This is a genomic window from Saccharothrix texasensis (assembly GCF_003752005.1).
Classification (GTDB): Bacteria; Actinomycetota; Actinomycetes; order Mycobacteriales; family Pseudonocardiaceae; genus Actinosynnema; species Actinosynnema texasense.
The window spans coordinates 6,730,439-6,749,892 of the sequence record NZ_RJKM01000001.1 but is presented as its reverse complement, the minus strand read 5'-3'; the positions used below and the strand labels follow the sequence as shown (position 1 = coordinate 6,749,892).

The following is a 19,454-nucleotide window of genomic DNA, read 5'->3' as shown; positions in this document are numbered from 1 at the left end:
AGACCGTCCGACAGACCTTGGGAGAACCGTTGTACGAGACCCCGGAGCCCGAGCGCACCCGCCCGCGCGTGTCGCCCCACGTGCTGCTGGCGGCGTCCGGTGTCGCCGTGTCGACGATCTTCGCCACCATCGCGGCCCTGGCGGGCGCGACCCCGGACGCGTCGCCCGGCAGCCAGCTGCCGCGTGAGGACGTCGTGTCCCGCAGCACCCTCAGCACGTCCCCGCGCACGTCTTCGTCGTCCTCCTCGGTCAGCCTGACCACCACCGCGGAGTCGACCACCACGACGACCGAGGCCACCCCGACGACGACCACGTCGCGCCGCACCCGCGTGACCACGGTGACCCGCCCGGACGGCACCACCACGACCACGGTGGTGGAAGAGCCCCAACCCACGAACACGAACACCGGTCAGCTGACCACCACCACGACCGCGGTCGTCACCACCACGACCGACCCCAAGCCGACGACGACCACGACCACGGTCCCGCCCACGACGACCACGACGGTCAGCAGCGCGGGATAGCAACGAGATCAACCGCCGCCGGTGACGGTCCGCCACACCATCGAGTGGTGGACCGCCGGAACGTTGAGGCACGCGGCGTGAGCGGCCGATAACCCGAACACTGACCATCCGTCCGGATCCCCCGCAGGGAGATGGTGTGTTCGAGGAAGACCAGGCCGCGCCGCCGAAGAAGAAGCTCACCTCGGTGGTGCTGCTCGCCGCGGGCGGCGCCGTCGTCGCCACCGTGATCGCCACCCTCGCGTCGGTGCTGGCCGGCGGCGGGTCCACGGCCGCCCCGCCGCCCGTGCCGCGGGTCGAGGTGCTGACGAGGCAGGACGTGCCGGAAGCCGCCGCGCCGGACGCGAGGACCGCCACGCTGGTGGTCACGGTGTCCAAGCGGGCGGGCGAGCAGCCGCCGCCGGGCAAGGCGGGCGGCTCGACGCCGGCGGACGCGCGGGCGAAGGCCGACCCGGGCGCGGAGTCGACCGCGGCGACGTCGCCCGAACCCGCGGTCACCACCCAGCCGCCGAGCAACCCGCCGTCGACCTACCACCCGCCGGCGCCGTCGTCCTCCACGTCGACCACCACCGCCACCACGCCGACGACCGAGGACGACGAAGCGCCGTAGCTACCAGACGTCGCCGTCCCGCCAGTCGCACACGAGGTCGCCCGCCAGGTCGAGCGGCACGACCGGCAGGACGAAGATCCCGTCGTCCTCCTCCTCGGTGCGCTCGACGCCCGTGGGCGTCATCGCGAACGTCCGTCCCCGCCACCGCCGCCACCCCCGCGCCGCGTAGAACTCCAGGGCGTCCTCCGACGCGCTGAGAGCGCCGAGGGGGTACGCGCCGCGCACGACGGCCTCCAAGGCCGCCATCACGGCCCCGCCAACGCCCAGGCGTCGTCGGTCCGCGCGCACCGCGACACCTTCCACGTACCCGGCCCGCAGCGCGCGGGTCGCGTGCGGGACACCCGTGCCCCGGCGTGCGTGCAGCAACCGGCGCTGCACGACGGCGCCGTGGCCGATCAGCTCGTCACCGTCCCAGGCGAAGGCGTGCACGCCGCCCAGGCTGTGCTCCCAGTCGTCATCGCCGAAATCACCGTCGAAGGCCTCGTCGAGCAGCTCGCGGGCGGCGGCGAGCGCCGACTCGGGCGCTTGCCAGGTGTGCAGCACGGAGACAGGTGACACGGCTCACACCCTAGGCCGTCACGTCCGGCGCTCCCGTCTCGCTCCTCTGGCAGCGAAAGGAGCCCGAAATGGCAGAGCACATCGTGGTCGTCGGCGCGGGTTACGCGGGTCTGGCCGCGGCCAAGCTGGCCGCCAGGTGGACCGACTCGAAGGTGACCCTGGTGAACGCGCGGGACCGGTTCGTCGAACGGGTCCGGCTGCACCAGTTCGCGGTGGGGCAGCAGCTGCGGGACGTCCCGCTCGCCGCCGTCCTCAAGGGCACCGGCGTCGAGCTGGTGGTGGACCGGGTCACCGGCATCGACCCCGACGCGCGCAAGGTGCAGCTCACCAACGGCGCGCTGACCTACGACCGGCTGATCTACGCCCTGGGCAGCCAGGCGGACCTGGGCGGCGTCCCGGGCGCGGCCGAGCACGCGCACGCCGTCTCGACCCAGGAGGACGCCGAGGAGCTGGCCGCGGCGCTGCGGACCGCGCGCACGGTCGCCGTCACGGGCGGCGGGCTGACGGGCATCGAGGCCGCCGCCGAGCTGGCCGAGTCGCGCCCGGACCTGGACGTGCTGCTGGTCACCGCCGGCGGCTTCGGCGAGGCCCTGTCGGACAAGGGCAGGCGGCACCTGGTCAAGGTGTTCGCCCGGCTCGGCGTCGAGGTCCGCGACCACGTCCGGGTCACCGAGGTCCGCGCCGACGGCCTGGTGCTCGACACCGGCGACCTGGTGGCCGCCGACACGGTCGTCTGGACGGCCGGTTTCGCCGTGCCGGACCTGGCGGCGCGGGCCGGGTTCGCGGTGGACGGCCGCGGCCGGATGCTGGTCGACCACACGTTGACCTCGACCTCGCACCCGGAGGTCCAGGGCATCGGCGACGCCGCCGCGATGAAGCGGCACGACGGCCTCGAACTGCGCATGGCGTGCGCGACCGGCCTGCCGACGGCGCAGAAGGCCGTGCGGGCGCTGGCGAAGCGGCTCGGCGGTGGCGTGCCGGCCGACCGGCTCGACTTCCGCTACCTCAACCAGTGCATCAGCCTGGGTCGCCGGGACGGCCTGATCCAGTTCGTGAACGCCGACGACAGCCCGAAGGAGCGCGTCCTCACCGGCCGGCCGGCGGCGCGCTACAAGGAACTCGTGGTGCGCGCCGCCCTGATGTTCCAGCGCCACCCCACGATGCCGGCGGGCTGAGCCGTCACCGGGCCGCGAGGCCCGCGTCCGCCAGTGCCGGCACCGTGCCCGCGAGGGCGTCGGACAGCTCGACGTGCGCGTCCCGGCGCGGCACCTCGCCGCCGAACATGAGCCGGTGCAGCGACGGGTTGGCCGCGGCGAACCCGACGTAGGCCCGGCCGATCCCGTGCAGCCGGTCGAGCGGACCGCCCGGCACCGCCTCGGCCGACGCGCGCAGCTCGTCGAAGCCCTGCGCCGCCACGGCCGCCACCAGGGCGGCCTCGTCCGCGAGGTGCCGGTGGGCCGCGGTGTGCGGGACACCGGCCGTCGCGGCGGCACGGCGCAGGGTCAGGCCTTCGGCGTCCTCGGCGACGACGAGCGAGCGGGCCGCCGCGACCAGGGCGGCCCGCAGGTCCCCGTGGTAGGGCCGCCGGGGCGATGTCGCCACTGGGGACTCCGTCTCCGGACGTGCGCTAGAGCTCGAACCGGTAGCCCATGCCGGGCTCCGTCACCAGGTGCCGGGGGTGCGCGGGCTCGGGCTCCAGCTTGCGCCGCAACTGGGCCAGGTAGACGCGCAGGTAGTGGGTCTCCTTCGCGTACGCCGGCCCCCACACCTCCTGAAGCAGCTGCTTCTGCGCCACCAGCCGGCCCCGGTTGCGGGCCAGGATCTCCAGCAGGCCCCACTCCGTGGGCGTCAGGTGCACCTCGACGCCCTCCCGGCGCACCTTCTTCGCCGCCAGGTCGACGGTGAACGACGCGGTCTCCACGACCGCGTCCCCGCCCTCCGCCACCGCCGACCGCCGCACCGCCGCGCGCAGCCTGGCCAGCAGCTCGTCCATCCCGAACGGCTTGGTCACGTAGTCGTCGGCGCCCGCGTCCAGCGCCTGCACCTTGTCGGCCGAGTCGACCCGCGCGGACAGCACGATGATCGGCACGGTCGTCCAGCCGCGCAGTCCCGCGATGACCTCGGCGCCGTCCACGTCCGGCAGGCCCAGGTCGAGCACCACCACGTCCGGCCTGCCCTCGGCCGCCGCCTTGAGCGCCGCCGTGCCGTCGTGCGCGGTCAGGACCGAGTAGCCGCGGGCCGACAGGTTGATCCGCAACGCCCGCACGATCTGCGGCTCGTCATCGACCACCAGCACCTTTGTCACGCTGAGACACTACGCCCGGACCACGCCCGCCGACCGGGCCCGACTACGTTCGGCGAGCTTCCTGACGGGCCCTTGATGCGAGCCCGTTCACCCTTTATGGCGTTTTGACGGGTCCTTCTCCGCATCGGTGCGGAAAGGGTGAGTACATCCGGGTGCGAATGCAATCATTCCCTGGACAGCCGTACTGCGAAAGTGCGAATGTCCTGTCCGAATTCGGACACTTGCTCACTCACGGTGAGCCACGAGGAGGTCTGATGACCACCAGTGTGACCAATCAGGACGCGTTACAACTCGTGGTCGCCGTGCACCGGCTGATCCGCAGCCTGCGCCAGTCCGCGTCCGTCCGGCGCCTGCAGCCCACCCAGCTGCTGGTGCTGGCGGAGCTCGCGTCGCAGGGACCGATGCGGATCGGCGAGATCGCGGTGCGCGCGCTGTGCTCGCAGCCGACGGCGACCACGGTGGTGACGGGCCTGGAGTCCAGCGGCCTGGTGCGCCGCGAATCCGATCCGGCCGACGGGCGGGCCACGATCGTCGAGCTGACCGGCCTCGGGCGGGACACCATCCTGTCCCTCGCGCACGGCGAGGCGGAGCTGCTGTCCGAGCGGATCTCCCGGCTGGAACCGGAGGAGCGCGACGCGCTCAGGTCGGTCACGCCGCTGCTGCGCAGGCTCGCCGACCCGGCGCGGTGAGCGCGCCCGTCAACCCCTCGGTCGGGGTTGGCAGCGCGGGCACGAGTAGGACGAGCGGTTCATGAACGGCTCGCGCCTGATCGCCGTCCCGCACCGCCGGCACGGCTCGTTCTCCCGCCCGTACACGGCCAGGGACCGGTCGAAGTAACCCGACTGGCCGTTCACGTTGACATAGAGCGCGTCGAACGACGTGCCGCCCTCGCCCAGCGCCTCGTACATCACCCGGGTGGCGTGCGCCAGCAGCTCGGCGGCCTTGGCCCTGGTCAGCTTGTCCACGGGCCGCGCCCCGTGCAGCCGGGCCCGCCACAGCGCCTCGTCGGCGTAGATGTTGCCCACGCCGGAGACGACCGTCTGGTCGAGCAGGGCGCGCTTGACCTCGGTCCGCCGCTTCCGCAACGCCGCGACCGCCGCGTCCGGGTCGAACGCCGGGTCCATCGGATCACGCGCGATGTGCGCCACCGGCCGCGGCACCAGGGCGCCGTCGACCTCGACGATGTCCGCCAGCGCCAGTCCGCCGAACGTGCGCTGGTCCACGAAGCGCAGCTCCGGCCCGCCGTCGGCGAACCGGACCCGCACCCGCAGGTGCTTCTCGTCCGGCGCGTCGACGGGCTGGACCAGCATCTGGCCGCTCATGCCGAGGTGCGCGAGCATGGCGTCGCCGCCCGACAGGTCGACCCACAGGTACTTGCCGCGACGGCGCGCGGCCTCCAGTCGCTGACCGGTCAGGCGCACGGCGAAATCCGCCGCACCGGGCAGGTGTCGGCGGATCGCGCGTGGGTGGAGGACTTCGACCGCTTCGACGGTCCTCCCGGCGACGTGCTCGTGCAGACCTCGGCGGACTACCTCGACCTCGGGCAGCTCGGGCACGGGCGGGTGATCAGTCCTCGGACTCGCGCTCGGCGGCAGCGGCCTCGGCCTGCTCCAGCTCTTCGAGCATCTCATAGGCGGCGGCCTGCGGCTTGGTCGGCTTGAGCATCCAGCCGCCCGCCTGGGCGGTGTCGCGCACGAGGACCAAGCCCTGGATGCCGCCGTTGCGGCTGGCGTTCAGCGGGCGGGACGGACGCGCGTGGCGCGCGCGGCGGTTCGTCCGGACGTTCGTGGCATACATTTCGGCGTCAGTCTTCCTGAGTAGGTGAAGCCTGGGGTGAAGCCTGCGTGGCCGAGCCGGGCGCGTGGCCGTTCCCGGACGCGCCGGTCTCCTCGGCGCGAACCCGTTCGTGCAACACGCGGTAGGCGGCCTCGGCCGCCTTCTGCTCGGCTTCCTTCTTCGTGCGCCCGTCCCCGGTCCCGTAGGCCTGACCACCGACGAGCACCGTGGCGGTGAACTCCTTGCGGTGGTCCGGGCCCTGGTCGTCCACCCGGTACTCGGGGACGCCAAGACCGGCGGACGCGGTCAGCTCCTGAAGACTCGTCTTCCAGTCCAGTCCAGCACCCCGCAGCGGCGCTTCCGCCAACAACGGGTCGAACAGGTGGTGAACGAGTTGACGCGCGGTTTCAATGCCGAACTGCAAGTACACCGCGCCGATGACGGCTTCCAGGCCGTCCGCGAGGATGCTCGCCTTGTCCCTGCCGCCGGTCAGCTCCTCGCCGCGACCGAGCAGCAGGTGCCCGCCCAACCCGTCGTCGCCGAGACCCCGCGCGACGCCCGCGAGGGCGTGCATGTTGACCACGCTCGCGCGGAGCTTGGCGAGCTGCCCCTCGGGCAGGTCGGGGTGCGTGCGGTACAGGTGATCGGTGACGACGAGGCCGAGCACCGCGTCGCCGAGGAACTCCAGCCGCTCGTTGGGCGGCAGACCACCGTTCTCGTACGCGTACGACCGGTGTGTGAGTGCGAGCGTCAGCAGCTCGGCGTCCAACGGGACGCCGAGCGCTTCGATCAACGGGGCGCGGTCGGCGGACCGACCGCGCGACGACCTACCCCCCACGATTCGCCGCTACCTTCGCCAGAGAGGTGATCAGGCCGGCTGGACGACCTGGCGGCCGTCGTACTGGCCGCAGGCCGGGCAGGCGACGTGCTGGGGCTTCGGCTGGCGGCAGGCCCGGTTCTGGCACGCCACCAGGTGCACGGCACTGGTCTTCCACTGAGCGCGGCGCGAGCGCGTGTTCGAGCGCGACATCTTCCGCTTCGGGACGGCCACGACTAGTTCTCCTCTGGATTGTCACGATTCCCGTCGAACCGCTCTTGCAAGGCGGCCCAACGGGGGTCAATCGTCTCATGCCCGTGGTCGGGGCCGAGATCAGCCAGCCTGCCGCCGCAGTCGACGCACAGCCCGAGGCAGTCCGGCGAGCACAGCGGCACCTGCGGCAGCGCGAGCACGATGGCGTCGCGCACCACGGGTTCGAGGTCGATCAGGTCGTCGTGCAGACGGCTGACCTCGTCCTCTTCGGTGGTCTCGTCGGTGGTGCTGTCCGGGTAGGCGTACAGCTCGGTCAGCTCCACCTCGACCTCCGCCGACAGCGGGTCCAGGCAGCGCGAGCACTCCCCTTCGACCACCGTCGCGGCCGTGCCCGTCACGAGCACGCCTTCGACCACCGACTCCAACAGGAGGTCGAGTTCGACGTCGCCCCCCGCCGGCACCGCGATCACGCCGAGAAGGCCGACGCCCTCCGCGGGCACCGTCCGGCGCACACCGCGGCTGGAGCCCGCTCGACGCCCGAGGTCCCTGGTGTCGATGACCCAGGGCCCGGTCGCTGTGGGACGCGCGGAGGCGTGACGATGCTCAGACATGATGTTTGGTGTTGCCGTCGGGGACTTACCACGACCAGCCGGTCAAGGGTACGGGACAACGGGCGTCCACGTGAAATCGGCTGGTCGGAGCGTCGTCCGGTCGGGTTATTCGTGGTAGTCGAACGGCGCGGCGGCGCTCGCGACGGCCGGGCCGCGCAGGTGCGAGCGACCCTTCCCGACGCTGCGCAGGGTGTGCGCGAGCAGGTCCTCGAAGTCGGCCAGCTTGCCGTCCACGTACGCGTCGCACTCGTTGCGCAGCCGGATGGCCTCCGTCTGCGCCGCGTCCAGCACCCGGGCGGCCTCGGCGTGCGCGGCCTGCACGACCTCGGTCCCGTCGACCAGGCGCGCCTGCTCCGCCCGGCCCTCCTCGATCGCGCGCTCGTAGTTGGCCCGGCCCGCCTGGACCATGCGGTCGGCCTCGGCGTGCGCCCGGCCCACCAGGTCCTCGTACTCCTGGCGGCCCGCGGAGACGGTGCGCTGCGCCTGGTCCTCGGCGTCGGCGACCATCCGCTCGGCCCGCGCCCGCGCCTCGGACAGCATCCGCTCGGCCTCGTGCTGCGCCTCGGAGACCATCCGCTCGGCGTCGGACCGCGCCTTGCTCACGGCCTGGTCCGCGTCGTGCTGGGCCTTGCCGACCAGCTCGTCGCGGTGGTCGAGCACGTCCTGGGCGTCGTCCAGCTCCGCCGGGATGGCGTCGCGCACGTCGTCGAGGAGTTCGAGCACGTCGCCGCGCGGCACGACGCACCCGGAGGTCATCGGCACGCCACGCGCTTCCTCGACGATCGTGACCAGCTCGTCGAGGGCCTCGAACACCCGGTACACGTCTCACTCCTCGCGCCCACAGCAGTACCCGTCCCAGTGTGCCCTGCCGATCTCGTCGCCGCCGGGAGATCGGCAGGGCGTGTCCGACTACCGGGTGATGTCCGCCGGGACGGAGCCGGCGCGGTGGTCCGGACTCGCGTCGTCGATCACGACCCGCCACGCGCCACGCGTGCGGACGCCCGTCGTCTTGACCGCGCCCACCTCGCAGTAGCCGGTCGAGCACGCCCGCGCGGCCGTGGAAGGTCCACTTGTCCTGCGGATACGGCCGCACGGTGTCGATGGCCCGCACGGGCGGGCCGACAGGCCGACCTCGCGGAAGGCGGCGTGCCGGCCACACCGGCGCGACCGCCCGAGCGGGCGCGGTGGCCGTGCCCGCACGGGGAGGGCAGCGCCTTCGCGGTGCGCGATGTGATCTCGCTCATGCCGGTGAACGCTCACCGCACCGGGCGACGAGCCGGTTCACGGACCGTGAACGGTCAGCGACCCTCGGCGAGGCGGGCGGAGAGCCGGTCCTTGATCGTGGGGGGCAGCAGGCTCGTCACGTCGCCGCCGTAGGTCGCCACGTCCTTGACCAGCGAGCTGGCCAGGAAGCTGTAGATCGGGTTGGTCGGCATGAACAGCGTCTCGACCCCGGTGAGCTGGTGGTTCATCTGCGCCATCTGCAGCTCGTAGTCGTAGTCGCTGACCGCCCGCAGGCCTTTGACGATGGCCTTGATGTCGTTCTCCAGGCAGTAGTCGACCAGCAGGCCGTGCCAGGCGTCGACGCGGACGTTCGGCCACTGCGCGGTGACCTCGCGCAGCATTTCGGTGCGCTCCTCCACCGAGAACAACGTCTTCTTGTTCTTGTTGATGAGCACGGCGACGACGACTTCGTCGAAGAGCTTCGCCGCTCTGCCGATGATGTCCAGGTGTCCGTTGGTGGCCGGGTCGTAGGAGCCGGGGCACACGGCACGCGTCATGGTTTCGGACGGTAGCACCCGATCGGACGCGTCCACTCCGGTGCGTGGTCGGCATCACCCGGAGGCGTCAACCTGTTCGGCCCAGTGCAGCGCCGTGTCGCCGTATCGCTTGCTGCGCAAGGATTCCACCGGGCTTGGCCACATCGGTTCAGGGCTGCGCGCGCCCCGTTCGACGACGAACAGCGAGCCCGGTTTCGTCCAACCGTTCGTGACCAGCGACGCGAGGAGCCGGTTGAGCTGTTCGTCCGTCACCGCGTAGGGCGGATCGGCGAAGACCACGTCACAGGCGACCTCCGCCGCACCGCCGGCCACGGCCTCCGCGGTGCGGTTGACGACCGTGGCGCCGGGCAGCGCGACCACCTTGGCGTTGCTCTTCAAGACTTCGGCAGCCCGCTTGTCCGACTCCACGAACGTGGCCCTCGCCGCGCCCCTGGACATCGCCTCGAAACCGAGCGCCCCGGACCCCGCGTACAGGTCCAGCACCACCGCGCCGTCCAGGTCGACCAACGTCTCCAACGAGCTGAACAACGCCTCCCGCACCCGGTCGGAGGTGGGTCGGGTACCCCTGGGCGGCACTTGCAGCCGGCGGCCACCGGCGGCGCCCGCGACAATCCTGGTCACCGGGTCATCGTCCCACCGCGAGTGCCTGCCACCACCCGTCGACCTCCGGCGGCTGCCCCACGTCGACCCGCTCGCCGGGCCTGGGCACGGCCAACGGCACCCCGTGCGCCTTCGCTTCCCGCCACACCCGGTCCACCGGCTCGGTCCAGTCGTGGAACGCCAGGTTGAAGGTCGCCCAGTGCACCGGGATCAGCAGGCCGCCCCGCACGTCCCGGTGCGCCGCCACGCCCTCTTCCGGCGTCATGTGGATGTCCGGCCACCCGGGCCCGTAAGCACCGATCTGGATCAAGGACGCGTCGAACGGGCCGTGCTCTTCACCGATCGTCCGGTAACCGTCGAAGTAACCCGTGTCACCGCTGTAGTAGACGCGGTGTCGCGGCCCCTTCAGCACCCACGACGCCCACAGCGTGTTGTCCCGCTGGAAGCCCCGACCGGAGAAGTGCTGCGCCGCCGTGGCCACCAACGTGACCCCGGCCACTTCGTGCGACTCGTCCCAGTCCAGCTCGACGATCCGCTGCTCGGGCACGTCCCACCGGCGCAGGTGCGCCCCGATCCCGAGCGGCACCACGAACACCGCGTCCGTGTCCGCCGTCAACGCGCGCACCGTCGCCAGGTCCAGGTGGTCGTAGTGGTCGTGCGAGATCACCACCGCGTCCACCCGCCCGACCTCGTGCAACGCGTGCGGCACCGGGTGCAACCGCTTCGGACCGACCACTTGCGACGGTGACACGCGGTCGCTCCACACGGGGTCGATCAACACCCTCGCGCCGTCGATCTCGACCAGCGTCGAGGCGTGCCCGTACCAGGTGATGTGCAGCCCGTCCGCCGACCCGACGACCGGCGGCACCAACGGCACCTGCCCGACCGGCCGCCGCTGCTGCCCACCGAAGAACATCTCCCGCACCGTCCCGGCCGCGCCGTCGGGCGGCATGGTCCGGGTGCGGGCGTCGTTGTGGAACTTCCCGTCGCGATACCGAGGCGACCGCCGCACCCGCTCCCCGCCGGGCTTCCCGCCCAACGCCAACGACACGTCCCGCGCCGCCCAGGCGAGAGCGCCGGCCGTGAGAGCGAGCAACCCAACCGCGACCTTCTTCATGCCCCGACCAACGCCAACCCCAACCCGGGGGTTCCCCCCACCGCTCTATGTGGCCACCAACACCACCCAGCCCTCAAGCCCGCTGCCCCACCGCCACACAACGGCCCCGCAGCGCACACCACCAAGGCCCGATTTGACATGGGTTCGGGTGCCATAGGCCGGCCAAAGCCGGGCAGGCGTGGCGGACGCTCTTCCCGCCATGCCTGCCCGGCTTCGGCCTGCCTGGGGTGCCCGTAAGGGCCCCATGTCAAATCGAGCCGTACTCCCCTCGACCCCAACCCAACCCAACCCAACCCCGACCCCGACCCCGAGCCCGAGCCCAAGCCCGACCCCGAGCCGAGCCCGGACCTCACTCGAGCACGATCAGCAAATCCCCACCCTCGACCTGCTGCACCCCGCGCACGGCCAACCGCCTGACCCGCCCGGCCTTGGGCGCGGTGATCGCGGCCTCCATCTTCATCGCCTCGATCGTCGCGATCGTCTGCCCGACCTCGACCTGTTCGTCCTCTTCCACGCTCGGCGTGACGACCCCGGCGAACGGCGCCGCGACGTGCCCCGGGTTGCCCCGGTCCGCCTTCTCCGCCACGGGCACCTCGGCCGCGATCGACCGGTCCCGCACCTGGATCGGGCGCAACTGCCCGTTCAGCGTGGCCATCACCGTGCGGATACCGCGCTCGTCGGCCTCGCCGATGGCTTCCAGCCCGATCAGCAGCCGCACGCCCGGTTCCAGGTCGACCTGGTACTCCTCCCCCGGCTTGAGCCCGTAGAAGAAGTCCTTGCTGCCCAGCACACTCGTGTCGCCGTACGCCTCGCGGTGCGCGAGGAACTCCTTCGTCGGCGCCGGGAACAGCAACCTGTTGAGCGTCGCCCGCGGGTCGTCCTCCAGGCCCTTGACGTCGTCGTCGGTCAGCTCCGCGACGCCCTTCGGCGCGGCACGGCCCTGCAGCGCCTTGCTCCGGAACGGCTCCGGCCACCCGCCCGGCGGGTCGCCCAGCTCACCGTGCAGGAACCCGATCACCGACGCCGGGATGTCGAACCGACCGGGGTCCGCCTCGAACTCCTTCGGCGAGACGCCCGCGCCGACCAGGTGCAACGCCAGGTCGCCGACGACCTTGGACGACGGCGTCACCTTCACCAGCCGACCCAGCATCCGGTCGGCCGCCGCGTACATGGACTCGATCTCCTCGAACTTCTGCCCGAGGCCGAGCGCGACCGCCTGCGTCCGCAGGTTCGACAGCTGCCCACCGGGGATCTCGTGCGAGTACACGCGTCCCGTCGGGCCGGGGATGCCCGACTCGAACGGCGCGTAGACCTTGCGCACCGACTCCCAGTACGGCTCCAGGTCGCACACCGCCCGCAGGTCCAGGCCCGTGGACCGCTCCGTGTAGTCGGTGGCCGCGACGATCGCCGACAGCGGCGGCTGCGACGTCGTGCCCGCCATCGACGCCACCGCGCCGTCGACCGCGTCGACCCCGGACTGGATGGCCGCCAGGTACGTCGCGAGCTGCCCGCCCGCCGTGTCGTGCGTGTGCAGGTGCACCGGCAGGTCGAACTCCTTGCGCAACGCCGTCACCAGGCGCGCCGCCGCCGGCGGGCGCAGCAGCCCGGCCATGTCCTTCACCGCGAGGACGTGGGCGCCGGCGCCGACGATCTGCTCGGCCAGCTTCAGGTAGTAGTCGAGCGTGTAGATCCGCTCGTCGGGGTTGGAGAGGTCCGAGGTGTAGCACAAGCAGACCTCGGCGACGGCCGTGCCGGTCTCGCGGACGGCCTCGATCGCCGGCCGCATCTGCTCCACGTCGTTCAGCGCGTCGAAGATCCGGAAGATGTCGATGCCGGTCTTCGTCGCTTCCTGGACGAACGTGCTGGTCACCGCCTCGGGGTAGGGCGTGTAGCCCACCGTGTTCCGGCCGCGCAGCAGCATCTGCAGGGTGATGTTCGGCACCGCTTCGCGCAGCGCCGCCAGCCGCTCCCACGGGTCCTCGGCCAGGAACCGGAGCGCCACGTCGTACGTCGCGCCGCCCCACGCCTCCAACGACAGCAGCTGCGGCGTCATGCGCGCCACGTGCGGCGCGATGGCCAGCAGGTCCTTCGTCCGCACGCGCGTCGCCAGCAACGACTGGTGCGCGTCGCGGAACGTGGTGTCGGTGACGGCCAGCGCCTTGCCCTCCCGCAGCCAGCGGGCGAAGCCCTCCGGCCCCAGCTCCTCCAGCTTCTGCTTCGACCCCGCCGGCGGCTCGGCGTTCAGGTCGACCGCCGGCAGCTTCACCTTCGGGTCCACGACGGACGGGCGCGGGCCGTTCGGCCGGTTCACCGTCACGTCGGCCAGGTAGGTCAGCATGCGCGTGCCGCGGTCGGCGGAGTGCCGCGCGGTCAGCAGGTGGGGTCGCTTCTCGATGAACGACGTCGTGACCCGGCCCTCGTAGAAGTCCGGGTCGTCCAGCACCGCCTGGATGAACGGGATGTTCGTGGACACGCCCCGGATGCGGAACTCGGCCACCGCGCGCCGCGCGCGGGCCACCGCGGCGGAGAACGTGCGCCCGCGGCACGTCAGCTTGACCAGCATCGAGTCGAAGTGCGCGCCGATGACCGTGCCCGCTCCGGTCGTGCCGCCGTCCAGCCGGATGCCCGAGCCGCCCGGCGAGCGGTAGGCGCTGATCATGCCGGTGTCCGGGCGGAAGCCGTTGGCCGGGTCTTCCGTCGTGATGCGGCACTGCAGCGCCGCGCCGCGCAGCTGCACGGTCTCCTGGCTCAGCCCCAGGTCGGCCAGGGTCTCGCCGCCCGCGATGCGCATCTGCGACTGCACCAGGTCCACGTCGGTGACCTCTTCGGTGACCGTGTGCTCGACCTGGATGCGGGGGTTCATCTCGATGAAGACGTAGTTGCCGCGCGGGTCGAGCAGGAACTCGACGGTGCCGGCGTTGCGGTAGCCGATGTGCCGGGCGAACTTCACCGCGTCGGCGCAGATCCGGTCGCGCAGCTCCGGCGCGAGGTTCGGCGCGGGCGCGATCTCGATGACCTTCTGGTGGCGGCGCTGCACCGAGCAGTCGCGCTCGAACAGGTGAATCACGTTGCCCTCGCCGTCGGCGAGGATCTGCACCTCGATGTGCCGCGGCTCGACCACGGCCTGCTCCAGGAACACCGTCGGGTCGCCGAACGCCGACTCCGCCTCGCGTGACGCGGCCTCCAGCGACTCCCTGAGCTGGGCGGGCTCTTCCACCCGCCGCATGCCGCGTCCGCCACCACCCGCGACGGCCTTCACGAACACCGGGAACGAGATGTCCTCGGAGGCCCGGACCAGGGCGTCGATGTCGCTCGACGGCTCGCTGGACTTGAGCACCGGCAGGCCGGCCGCGCGGGCCGCGGCGATCGCGCGGGCCTTGTTGCCGGTCAGTTCGAGCACGTCCGAGGGCGGGCCGACGAACGTGATGCCGGCGTCCGCGCAGGCCTTGGCCAGCTCGGGGTTCTCGGACAGGAAGCCGTAGCCGGGGTAGACCGCGTCGGCGCCCGCCTTGCGCGCCGCCTTGATGATCTCCTCGACGGACAGGTAGGCCCGGACGGGGTGGCCGGGCTCGCCGATCTCGTAGGACTCGTCGGCCTTCAGCCGGTGCAGGGAGTTGCGGTCTTCGTGGGGGAAGACGGCAACGGTGCCCGCGCCGAGCTCGTAGGCAGCGCGAAAGGCCCGGATCGCGATCTCGCCGCGGTTGGCGACAAGAACCTTGCGGAACATGCGGCGTTCCCTCCCGGTTACTCGGCGAGTCGCGCCCGAGCGCGGGCGGGACTCGATGAATCAAGGCACGCTACCGTGCGCTTCCCGCCCCTCGGGAGTTCCATCTCACGTGACGGACGTCATCGTGATCGTTCACTCACCCGGTCAAGGCAGGCGCGACCTGGGATCACGCTCCGGGATTCTCCCTTGTGAGGTCGCCCGGCGCAGCCCCCACGCGCACGGCGGATTGACGGACCGGCGGCGGAGGCGCGGCGCGGCCCTTTACCGCACCGACCGCCATCGCACCTTCACCCCACACGGTGGATCATCGACTCGTTACGGTGCGTTCGCTGCATCGGGTGACTACGGCCGGCGACTTCTCGGTAGGGTTGGCCGCATGGCCGGGGCTGAAGGGACTGGGCAGCCTGCTGCCCGCACCCATTTCGACGTCGTACTGCGCGGGTACAACCAGCGTCAGGTGAACGAACGGGTGACGCGGCTCGAGTTCGACCTCAAGAACTCGAACCGGGCCCGGGACGCGGCGTCGGCCCAGGCCGCGGAGCTGGGCAAGCTGCTCACCTCCACCCGCGCCGAGCTCGACAAGGTCAAGTCCCAGCTCGGCAAGCTCGCCGCCAGCCCCTCCAGCGCGTCCAACGTCACCGAGCGCGTGCGCGTGATGATGACGTTGGCCGAGGAGGAGATCGCCGACATCCGCAAGGCCGCGCTGGACCAGGCCAACGCCACCCGCGCCGAGGCCGAGCGGGCCGCGGCCGAGGGCAAGGCGGCGCACCACCGCGCGATGGGCGAGCTGGAGGACCGGCGGCGGCAGCTGGAGGCGGCCCACCAGCAGCGGACCACCGAGCTGGAGCGGCAGTACGACGAGCGCCGCACCGAGCTGGAGCGCTCGCACGAGGAGCTGCGGGCCAAGCTGACCGCCGAGCACGAGGCGTTGATGGCGGAGGCCCGCGCCGACCGCGAGAAGCTCACGGCGGACTTCGAGGCCAAGACCGCCGAGCTCGAGGCGAAGCGGGTCGAGCTGGAGCAGAAGTACAAGGGCTACCACGACGACCTCGACAAGGAGTACGACGAGCTGCGCACCAAGCTCCGCAAGGAGCACGAGGTGCACGTGGTCGAGGCGAAGGCCGAGGCCGTGAAGCTGCTCGAAGCCGCTCGGACCGAGGCCGCCGAGCTGCGCGCGGAGACCGAGAAGCAGGTCGCCGAGCTGGAGTCCGAGGCGCTGGCCAAGACCGAGCAGACGATCAGCGAGGCCAACGCGCTGGCCGAGAAGACCGTCACCGAGGCCGACGCGCACGCCAAGAAGACCATCACCGAGGCCGACGCCCACGCCGACCGGCGCACCACCGCCGCCGACCGGAAGCTGGCCGAGCTGCACCGCGTGCACCGCACGGTGAGCGAGCAGTTCGCCGCGGCCCAGGAAGCGGTCTCCCGCGCGGTCGCCACGCTCACGCCGCTGGACGAGGAAACCGCAACCGACCAGCCCGCAGCCGACCACGCGGCGGGCACGTCGACCGAAGCGGCAACCGGCCCGGCCGCGGACGCGGACCCGCCCACCAAGCCGGCGACCGCCAAGCCCGTGCCCGCCAAACCGGCCGGCTCCAAGCCCGCCGCCAAGGCCAAGGACGTCGACCCCTCCGAGCAGCCGACCACCCAACTGCCGGTGCCCAAGACCAGGCAGTCCAAGTAACCGGGTCCACCCGCGGTCAGCTCACTGGGGCAGCTGGTCGGCCGGCACGACCTCACCCTGCTCCGGCACGGTGATCCCGACCGGCTCGCCCCACCCGCGGAACCGGGTCGTCGACTGCTTCACGACCTTGCCGTCCAGCTCGAACCGGTACTCGGCGCGCACCGGCGCGCTCGTGTCGTCCACCCACACCGACGCGGCGATCTTCACGCCGTACTCGGCCAGCTGGGTGTGCTGGAGCTGGATGTCCTGGTCCTGGATGACCTTCGCCATCTTCAACGGGTCCACCACCAGGTCGAACCGCGTCACCGGCGCCCCGTCCACCTGCTCGGCCGACCTGCCCACGATCAGCGCCGCCCGGGGCTGCACGTAGTCCAGCTCCGCGCCCGGCACCGCGCTCGGCCCGAAGCCGCGCAGCAGCGCGGCCACCTCGCCACCGCTCGCCGCCGGGTAGAAGCCCCACTTCTTGCCCGCGGGCATCGGGGCGCCCTCGACCTGCACGTACGTGCCGTCGCGCACCACCACCAACGCGATCTTCCTCGGCTGCCCGCCGGTCGACACGTCCATCGTCATCGACCCGGTCACGTCGTCACCGTCGCGCCGCAGCACGCCGTCGGTCACGTTGCGCACCTCGGTGGCCTGCCCGTCCGAGGCGAAGCCCTCGGTGTGGAAGGTCGCCGTGCCCAGCTCGGCCCGCCGCTGCTCGATGCGGTCGGCGAGCACCGCCAGGTCGCCCTTGGGCAGCGAGGACGTGGTCGGGGCCCGGTCGTCGGCGGGCGCGGCCGTGCACGCGACGAGCACCAACGGAACCAGGGCGAGCAGGAATCGGCGCACAAGCCAGGGTAACCGGCGCGCCCGCGCAGGCCCGTGACCCGGCCACGACCCTCCGCGCTCCCCGGGAACCAGGTGTCGGCTACGCCTTCTCCAGGTACTCCGCCCGCTCGTCGTCCAGCAGCCCCGCCACGAGCCCGGCCAGGCCGGGGTGCGCGGTCAGCTCGGGGTCCGCCTCCACGACCTCCTGCGCCACCACCCGCGCCTCGGCGATCACGTCCTCGTCGCGCAGCAGCGACAGCATCTTCAGCCCCGACCGCGTCCCGGACTGCGCCGCGCCGAGGATGTCGCCCTCCCGCCGCAGCTCCAGGTCCAGCTGCGCCAGCTCGAACCCGTCCAGGGTGGACTCCACGGCCCGCAGCCGCTCCATCGTCGACGTGCCGTCCGGCATCTCGGTAACCAGCAGGCACAGGCCCGCCGCGCTGCCCCGCCCGACCCGGCCGCGCAGCTGGTGCAGCTGGCTGACCCCGAACCGGTCCGCGTCCATGATCACCATGACGGTGGCGTTGGGCACGTTCACGCCGACCTCGACGACGGTCGTGGCGACGAGCACCTGCACCTCGTTCGCCGCGAACGCCCGCATCACCGCGTCCTTGTCCTCCGGCGGCATCCGGCCGTGCAGGATGTCGATCCGCAGGCCGCGCAACGGCCCCTCGGCCAGCCGGTTCGCCACGTCCACCACCGCGAGCGGCGGCCGCCGATCGGAACCGTCGTCCTTCGGCGAGCCCTTCGACGAGCCCTTGGCCGCGGACTCCTTCGGCGGCGCCTCCCCGTCGTCCTCCGCGTCGCCGTCGCCGATCCGCGGGCACACCACGTACGCCTGGTGCCCCTTGCGGACCTCTTCGTGGATCCGCTGCCACGCCCGGTCCAGCCAGCCCGGCTTCGCCGCCACCGGCACCACGGACGTGCTGATCGGCGAACGACCCTGCGGCAGCTCGCGCAGCGCGGACACCTCCAGGTCGCCGTACACCGTCATCGCCACCGTGCGCGGGATCGGTGTGGCCGTCATCACCAGCACGTGCGGCGTCGACCCGCCGGCGCGCCCGCTCAACGCGGCCCGCTGCTCCACGCCGAACCGGTGCTGCTCGTCCACCACGACCAGTCCCAGGTCGGCGAACTCCACCTTGTCCTGGATCAGCGCGTGCGTGCCGACCACGATCCCGGCCTCGCCGGACACGATCTCCAGCAGCGCCCGCTTCCGCGCCGCCGTGGCCATCGAACCGGTCAGCAGCGTCACCCGGGTCGCGTGCTCGGCCCCACCCAGCTCGCCGGCCTGCCCGAGGTCGCCGAGCAGCTCCCGCAACGACCGCGCGTGCTGCGCCGCCAGGACCTCGGTCGGCGCGAGCATCGCCGCCTGCCGCCCGGCGTCGACGACCTGCAACATCGCCCGCAGCGCCACGATGGTCTTCCCCGAGCCGACTTCGCCCTGGAGCAGCCGGTTCATCGGGTGCTCGCCGGACAGGTCCCGGACGATCTGCTCGCCGACCTCGCGCTGCCCCGCCGTCAGCTCGAACGGCAGCCGGGCCTCGAACGCGTCGCGCACCAGACCGGCGCGGGGCGGGCACGCGGGCGCGGGGCGGGCCGTCGCCGAACGGCGGCGTTGCGCCAGCGTGAGCTGCACCGCCATCGCCTCGTCCCACTTCAACCGCTGCTGCGCGACGGTGATCGCGGCCCAGCCGTCCGGCCGGTGGATGTCGCGCAGCGCCTTCTCCAGGCCGATCAGCCCGCGCTCGGCGCGCAACGACTCCGGCAGCGGGTCCTGCGCCACCCCGTCCCACACCGCGAGGACCTGCTCGACGCAGTTGGAGACGTTCCACGACTGGATGCCCTGCGCCGCCGGGTAGACCGGGATCATCGCGCCCGCGAAGTCGGCCGCCGCGGCGTCCTCGCCGTCGAGCACCTGGTAGTCGGGGTGCGCGAGCTGGAGCTTGCCGTTGAACATGCCGACCTTGCCCGCGAACATCGCCTCGCGCCCCGGCAGCAGCTCCCGCTCGACCTTGCGCGAGCCGCGCCCGAAGAACACCAGGTGCAGGTCGCTGCTGCCGTCGGTGATCACGGCCTCCAGCAGCTCGCCGCTGCGCGACTTCATCCGCCGCTGCCGCGCGCTCTTGACCCGCGCCTGCACGGTGGCGTGCTCTCCCAGCTCCAGCCCGGCGATCTCGGTCAGCTTGCCGCGCTCGTCGTAGCGGCGCGGGTAGTGGCGCAGCAGCTCACCGACGGTGGTCAGGCCGAGCCCGGCCTCCAGCGCGTCGGCGCTCTTCTTGCCGAGCACCGACACCAGCTTCTCGTCGAAGGTCGTCATCCCG

At 72.2% G+C, this 19,454-nt stretch carries 20 protein-coding genes; 5 read left to right on the top strand and 15 right to left on the bottom strand.

Going from position 1 to position 19,454, the window contains the following annotated elements; genetic code table 11:
• The first annotated feature begins 29 nt into the window (after positions 1-29).
• Together EDD40_RS41975 and EDD40_RS30100 are read left to right on the top strand one after the other, a co-directional pair.
• Entirely contained in the window at positions 30-524 is a 495-nt protein-coding gene (locus EDD40_RS41975) for a hypothetical protein (protein WP_170185239.1), read from the top strand.
• Positions 525-660: 136 nt separating this feature from the next.
• Positions 661-1,131: a hypothetical protein gene (locus EDD40_RS30100; RefSeq protein ID WP_123745924.1), complete on the top strand. Its 471-nt coding sequence runs from the start codon at positions 661-663 to the stop codon at positions 1,129-1,131.
• Here EDD40_RS30100 and EDD40_RS30095 read toward each other — a convergent pair whose 3' ends face one another.
• Positions 1,132-1,689: a GNAT family N-acetyltransferase gene (locus EDD40_RS30095; protein ID WP_123745923.1), complete on the bottom strand. Its 558-nt coding sequence runs from the start codon at positions 1,687-1,689 to the stop codon at positions 1,132-1,134.
• Between the two features lie 68 nt (positions 1,690-1,757).
• Between EDD40_RS30095 and EDD40_RS30090 the strand changes: the two genes are divergently transcribed.
• Positions 1,758-2,864: an NAD(P)/FAD-dependent oxidoreductase gene (locus EDD40_RS30090; protein WP_211348256.1), complete on the top strand. Its 1,107-nt coding sequence runs from the start codon at positions 1,758-1,760 to the stop codon at positions 2,862-2,864.
• A gap of 4 nt (positions 2,865-2,868) precedes the next feature.
• On the opposite strand, the gene EDD40_RS30085 is transcribed toward EDD40_RS30090, so the two are convergent.
• The gene (locus EDD40_RS30085; RefSeq protein WP_123745922.1) at positions 2,869-3,291 is read right to left on the bottom strand and encodes a TetR-like C-terminal domain-containing protein; all 423 of its coding nucleotides are present in this window, start codon (positions 3,289-3,291) and stop codon (positions 2,869-2,871) included.
• A 25-nt stretch (positions 3,292-3,316) separates the two neighbouring features.
• A complete protein-coding gene (locus EDD40_RS30080; protein WP_123745921.1) occupies positions 3,317-3,994 on the bottom strand; it encodes a response regulator in 678 nt (225 codons plus the stop codon).
• 254 nt (positions 3,995-4,248) lie between these two features.
• Here EDD40_RS30080 and EDD40_RS30075 point away from each other — a divergent pair, with 254 nt between their 5' ends.
• Positions 4,249-4,683: a MarR family winged helix-turn-helix transcriptional regulator gene (locus EDD40_RS30075; RefSeq protein ID WP_123745920.1), complete on the top strand. Its 435-nt coding sequence runs from the start codon at positions 4,249-4,251 to the stop codon at positions 4,681-4,683.
• 9 nt (positions 4,684-4,692) lie between these two features.
• Here the strand turns inward: EDD40_RS30075 and mutM are convergent, their stop codons facing one another.
• The 10 genes from mutM to EDD40_RS30025 form a co-directional block, all read right to left on the bottom strand.
• Positions 4,693-5,550: a bifunctional DNA-formamidopyrimidine glycosylase/DNA-(apurinic or apyrimidinic site) lyase gene (gene mutM, locus EDD40_RS30070; RefSeq protein WP_123745919.1), complete on the bottom strand. Its 858-nt coding sequence runs from the start codon at positions 5,548-5,550 to the stop codon at positions 4,693-4,695.
• Positions 5,551-5,560: 10 nt separating this feature from the next.
• Positions 5,561-5,791, bottom strand: coding sequence for a hypothetical protein (locus EDD40_RS30065; RefSeq protein WP_123745918.1), 231 nt, complete (start codon positions 5,789-5,791; stop codon positions 5,561-5,563).
• A 7-nt stretch (positions 5,792-5,798) separates the two neighbouring features.
• Complete coding sequence (gene rnc, locus EDD40_RS30060) at positions 5,799-6,608, bottom strand: ribonuclease III (RefSeq protein WP_123745917.1); 810 nt, start codon at positions 6,606-6,608, stop codon at positions 5,799-5,801.
• Between the two features lie 30 nt (positions 6,609-6,638).
• Positions 6,639-6,821: a 50S ribosomal protein L32 gene (gene rpmF / locus EDD40_RS30055; protein WP_123745916.1), complete on the bottom strand. Its 183-nt coding sequence runs from the start codon at positions 6,819-6,821 to the stop codon at positions 6,639-6,641.
• Between the two features lie 2 nt (positions 6,822-6,823).
• Complete coding sequence (locus tag EDD40_RS30050) at positions 6,824-7,411, bottom strand: YceD family protein (RefSeq protein ID WP_123745915.1); 588 nt, start codon at positions 7,409-7,411, stop codon at positions 6,824-6,826.
• A gap of 105 nt (positions 7,412-7,516) precedes the next feature.
• A complete protein-coding gene (locus EDD40_RS30045; protein ID WP_123745914.1) occupies positions 7,517-8,233 on the bottom strand; it encodes an SPFH domain-containing protein in 717 nt (238 codons plus the stop codon).
• Positions 8,234-8,709: 476 nt separating this feature from the next.
• Entirely contained in the window at positions 8,710-9,192 is a 483-nt protein-coding gene (coaD, locus tag EDD40_RS30040; RefSeq protein ID WP_123745913.1) for a pantetheine-phosphate adenylyltransferase, read from the bottom strand.
• A gap of 54 nt (positions 9,193-9,246) precedes the next feature.
• The gene (rsmD, locus tag EDD40_RS30035; RefSeq protein ID WP_123745912.1) at positions 9,247-9,813 is read right to left on the bottom strand and encodes a 16S rRNA (guanine(966)-N(2))-methyltransferase RsmD; all 567 of its coding nucleotides are present in this window, start codon (positions 9,811-9,813) and stop codon (positions 9,247-9,249) included.
• A gap of 4 nt (positions 9,814-9,817) precedes the next feature.
• Positions 9,818-10,909 (bottom strand): MBL fold metallo-hydrolase, encoded by a 1,092-nt coding sequence (locus EDD40_RS30030; protein WP_123745911.1) that lies wholly within the window; start codon positions 10,907-10,909, stop codon positions 9,818-9,820.
• A gap of 349 nt (positions 10,910-11,258) precedes the next feature.
• Entirely contained in the window at positions 11,259-14,636 is a 3,378-nt protein-coding gene (locus EDD40_RS30025; protein ID WP_123745910.1) for a pyruvate carboxylase, read from the bottom strand.
• A gap of 469 nt (positions 14,637-15,105) precedes the next feature.
• On the opposite strand from EDD40_RS30025, the gene EDD40_RS30020 reads away from it, so the two are divergent.
• The gene (locus tag EDD40_RS30020) at positions 15,106-16,320 is read left to right on the top strand and encodes a coiled-coil domain-containing protein (protein ID WP_246037902.1); all 1,215 of its coding nucleotides are present in this window, start codon (positions 15,106-15,108) and stop codon (positions 16,318-16,320) included.
• Between the two features lie 21 nt (positions 16,321-16,341).
• Here the strand turns inward: EDD40_RS30020 and EDD40_RS30015 are convergent, their stop codons facing one another.
• Entirely contained in the window at positions 16,342-17,151 is an 810-nt protein-coding gene (locus EDD40_RS30015; protein WP_123745908.1) for a hypothetical protein, read from the bottom strand.
• Positions 17,152-17,230: 79 nt separating this feature from the next.
• Positions 17,231-19,450, bottom strand: coding sequence for an ATP-dependent DNA helicase RecG (gene recG / locus EDD40_RS30010; protein ID WP_123745907.1), 2,220 nt, complete (start codon positions 19,448-19,450; stop codon positions 17,231-17,233).
• Positions 19,451-19,454 lie beyond the last annotated feature (4 nt).

Excerpts from the sequence above, each read along its gene's own strand:
- recG (WP_123745907.1), bottom strand. The coding sequence starts at position 19,450 with ATGACGACCTTCGACGAGAAGCTGGTGTCGGTGCTCGGCAAGAAGAGC.
- coaD (WP_123745913.1), bottom strand. The coding sequence starts at position 9,192 with ATGACGCGTGCCGTGTGCCCCGGCTCCTACGACCCGGCCACCAACGGA.
- EDD40_RS30090 (WP_211348256.1), top strand. The coding sequence starts at position 1,758 with ATGGCAGAGCACATCGTGGTCGTCGGCGCGGGTTACGCGGGTCTGGCC.
- EDD40_RS30075 (WP_123745920.1), top strand. The coding sequence starts at position 4,249 with ATGACCACCAGTGTGACCAATCAGGACGCGTTACAACTCGTGGTCGCC.
- EDD40_RS30025 (WP_123745910.1), bottom strand. The coding sequence starts at position 14,636 with ATGTTCCGCAAGGTTCTTGTCGCCAACCGCGGCGAGATCGCGATCCGG.
- EDD40_RS30030 (WP_123745911.1), bottom strand. The coding sequence starts at position 10,909 with ATGAAGAAGGTCGCGGTTGGGTTGCTCGCTCTCACGGCCGGCGCTCTC.
- EDD40_RS30050 (WP_123745915.1), bottom strand. The coding sequence starts at position 7,411 with ATGTCTGAGCATCGTCACGCCTCCGCGCGTCCCACAGCGACCGGGCCC.
- EDD40_RS30065 (WP_123745918.1), bottom strand. The coding sequence starts at position 5,791 with ATGTATGCCACGAACGTCCGGACGAACCGCCGCGCGCGCCACGCGCGT.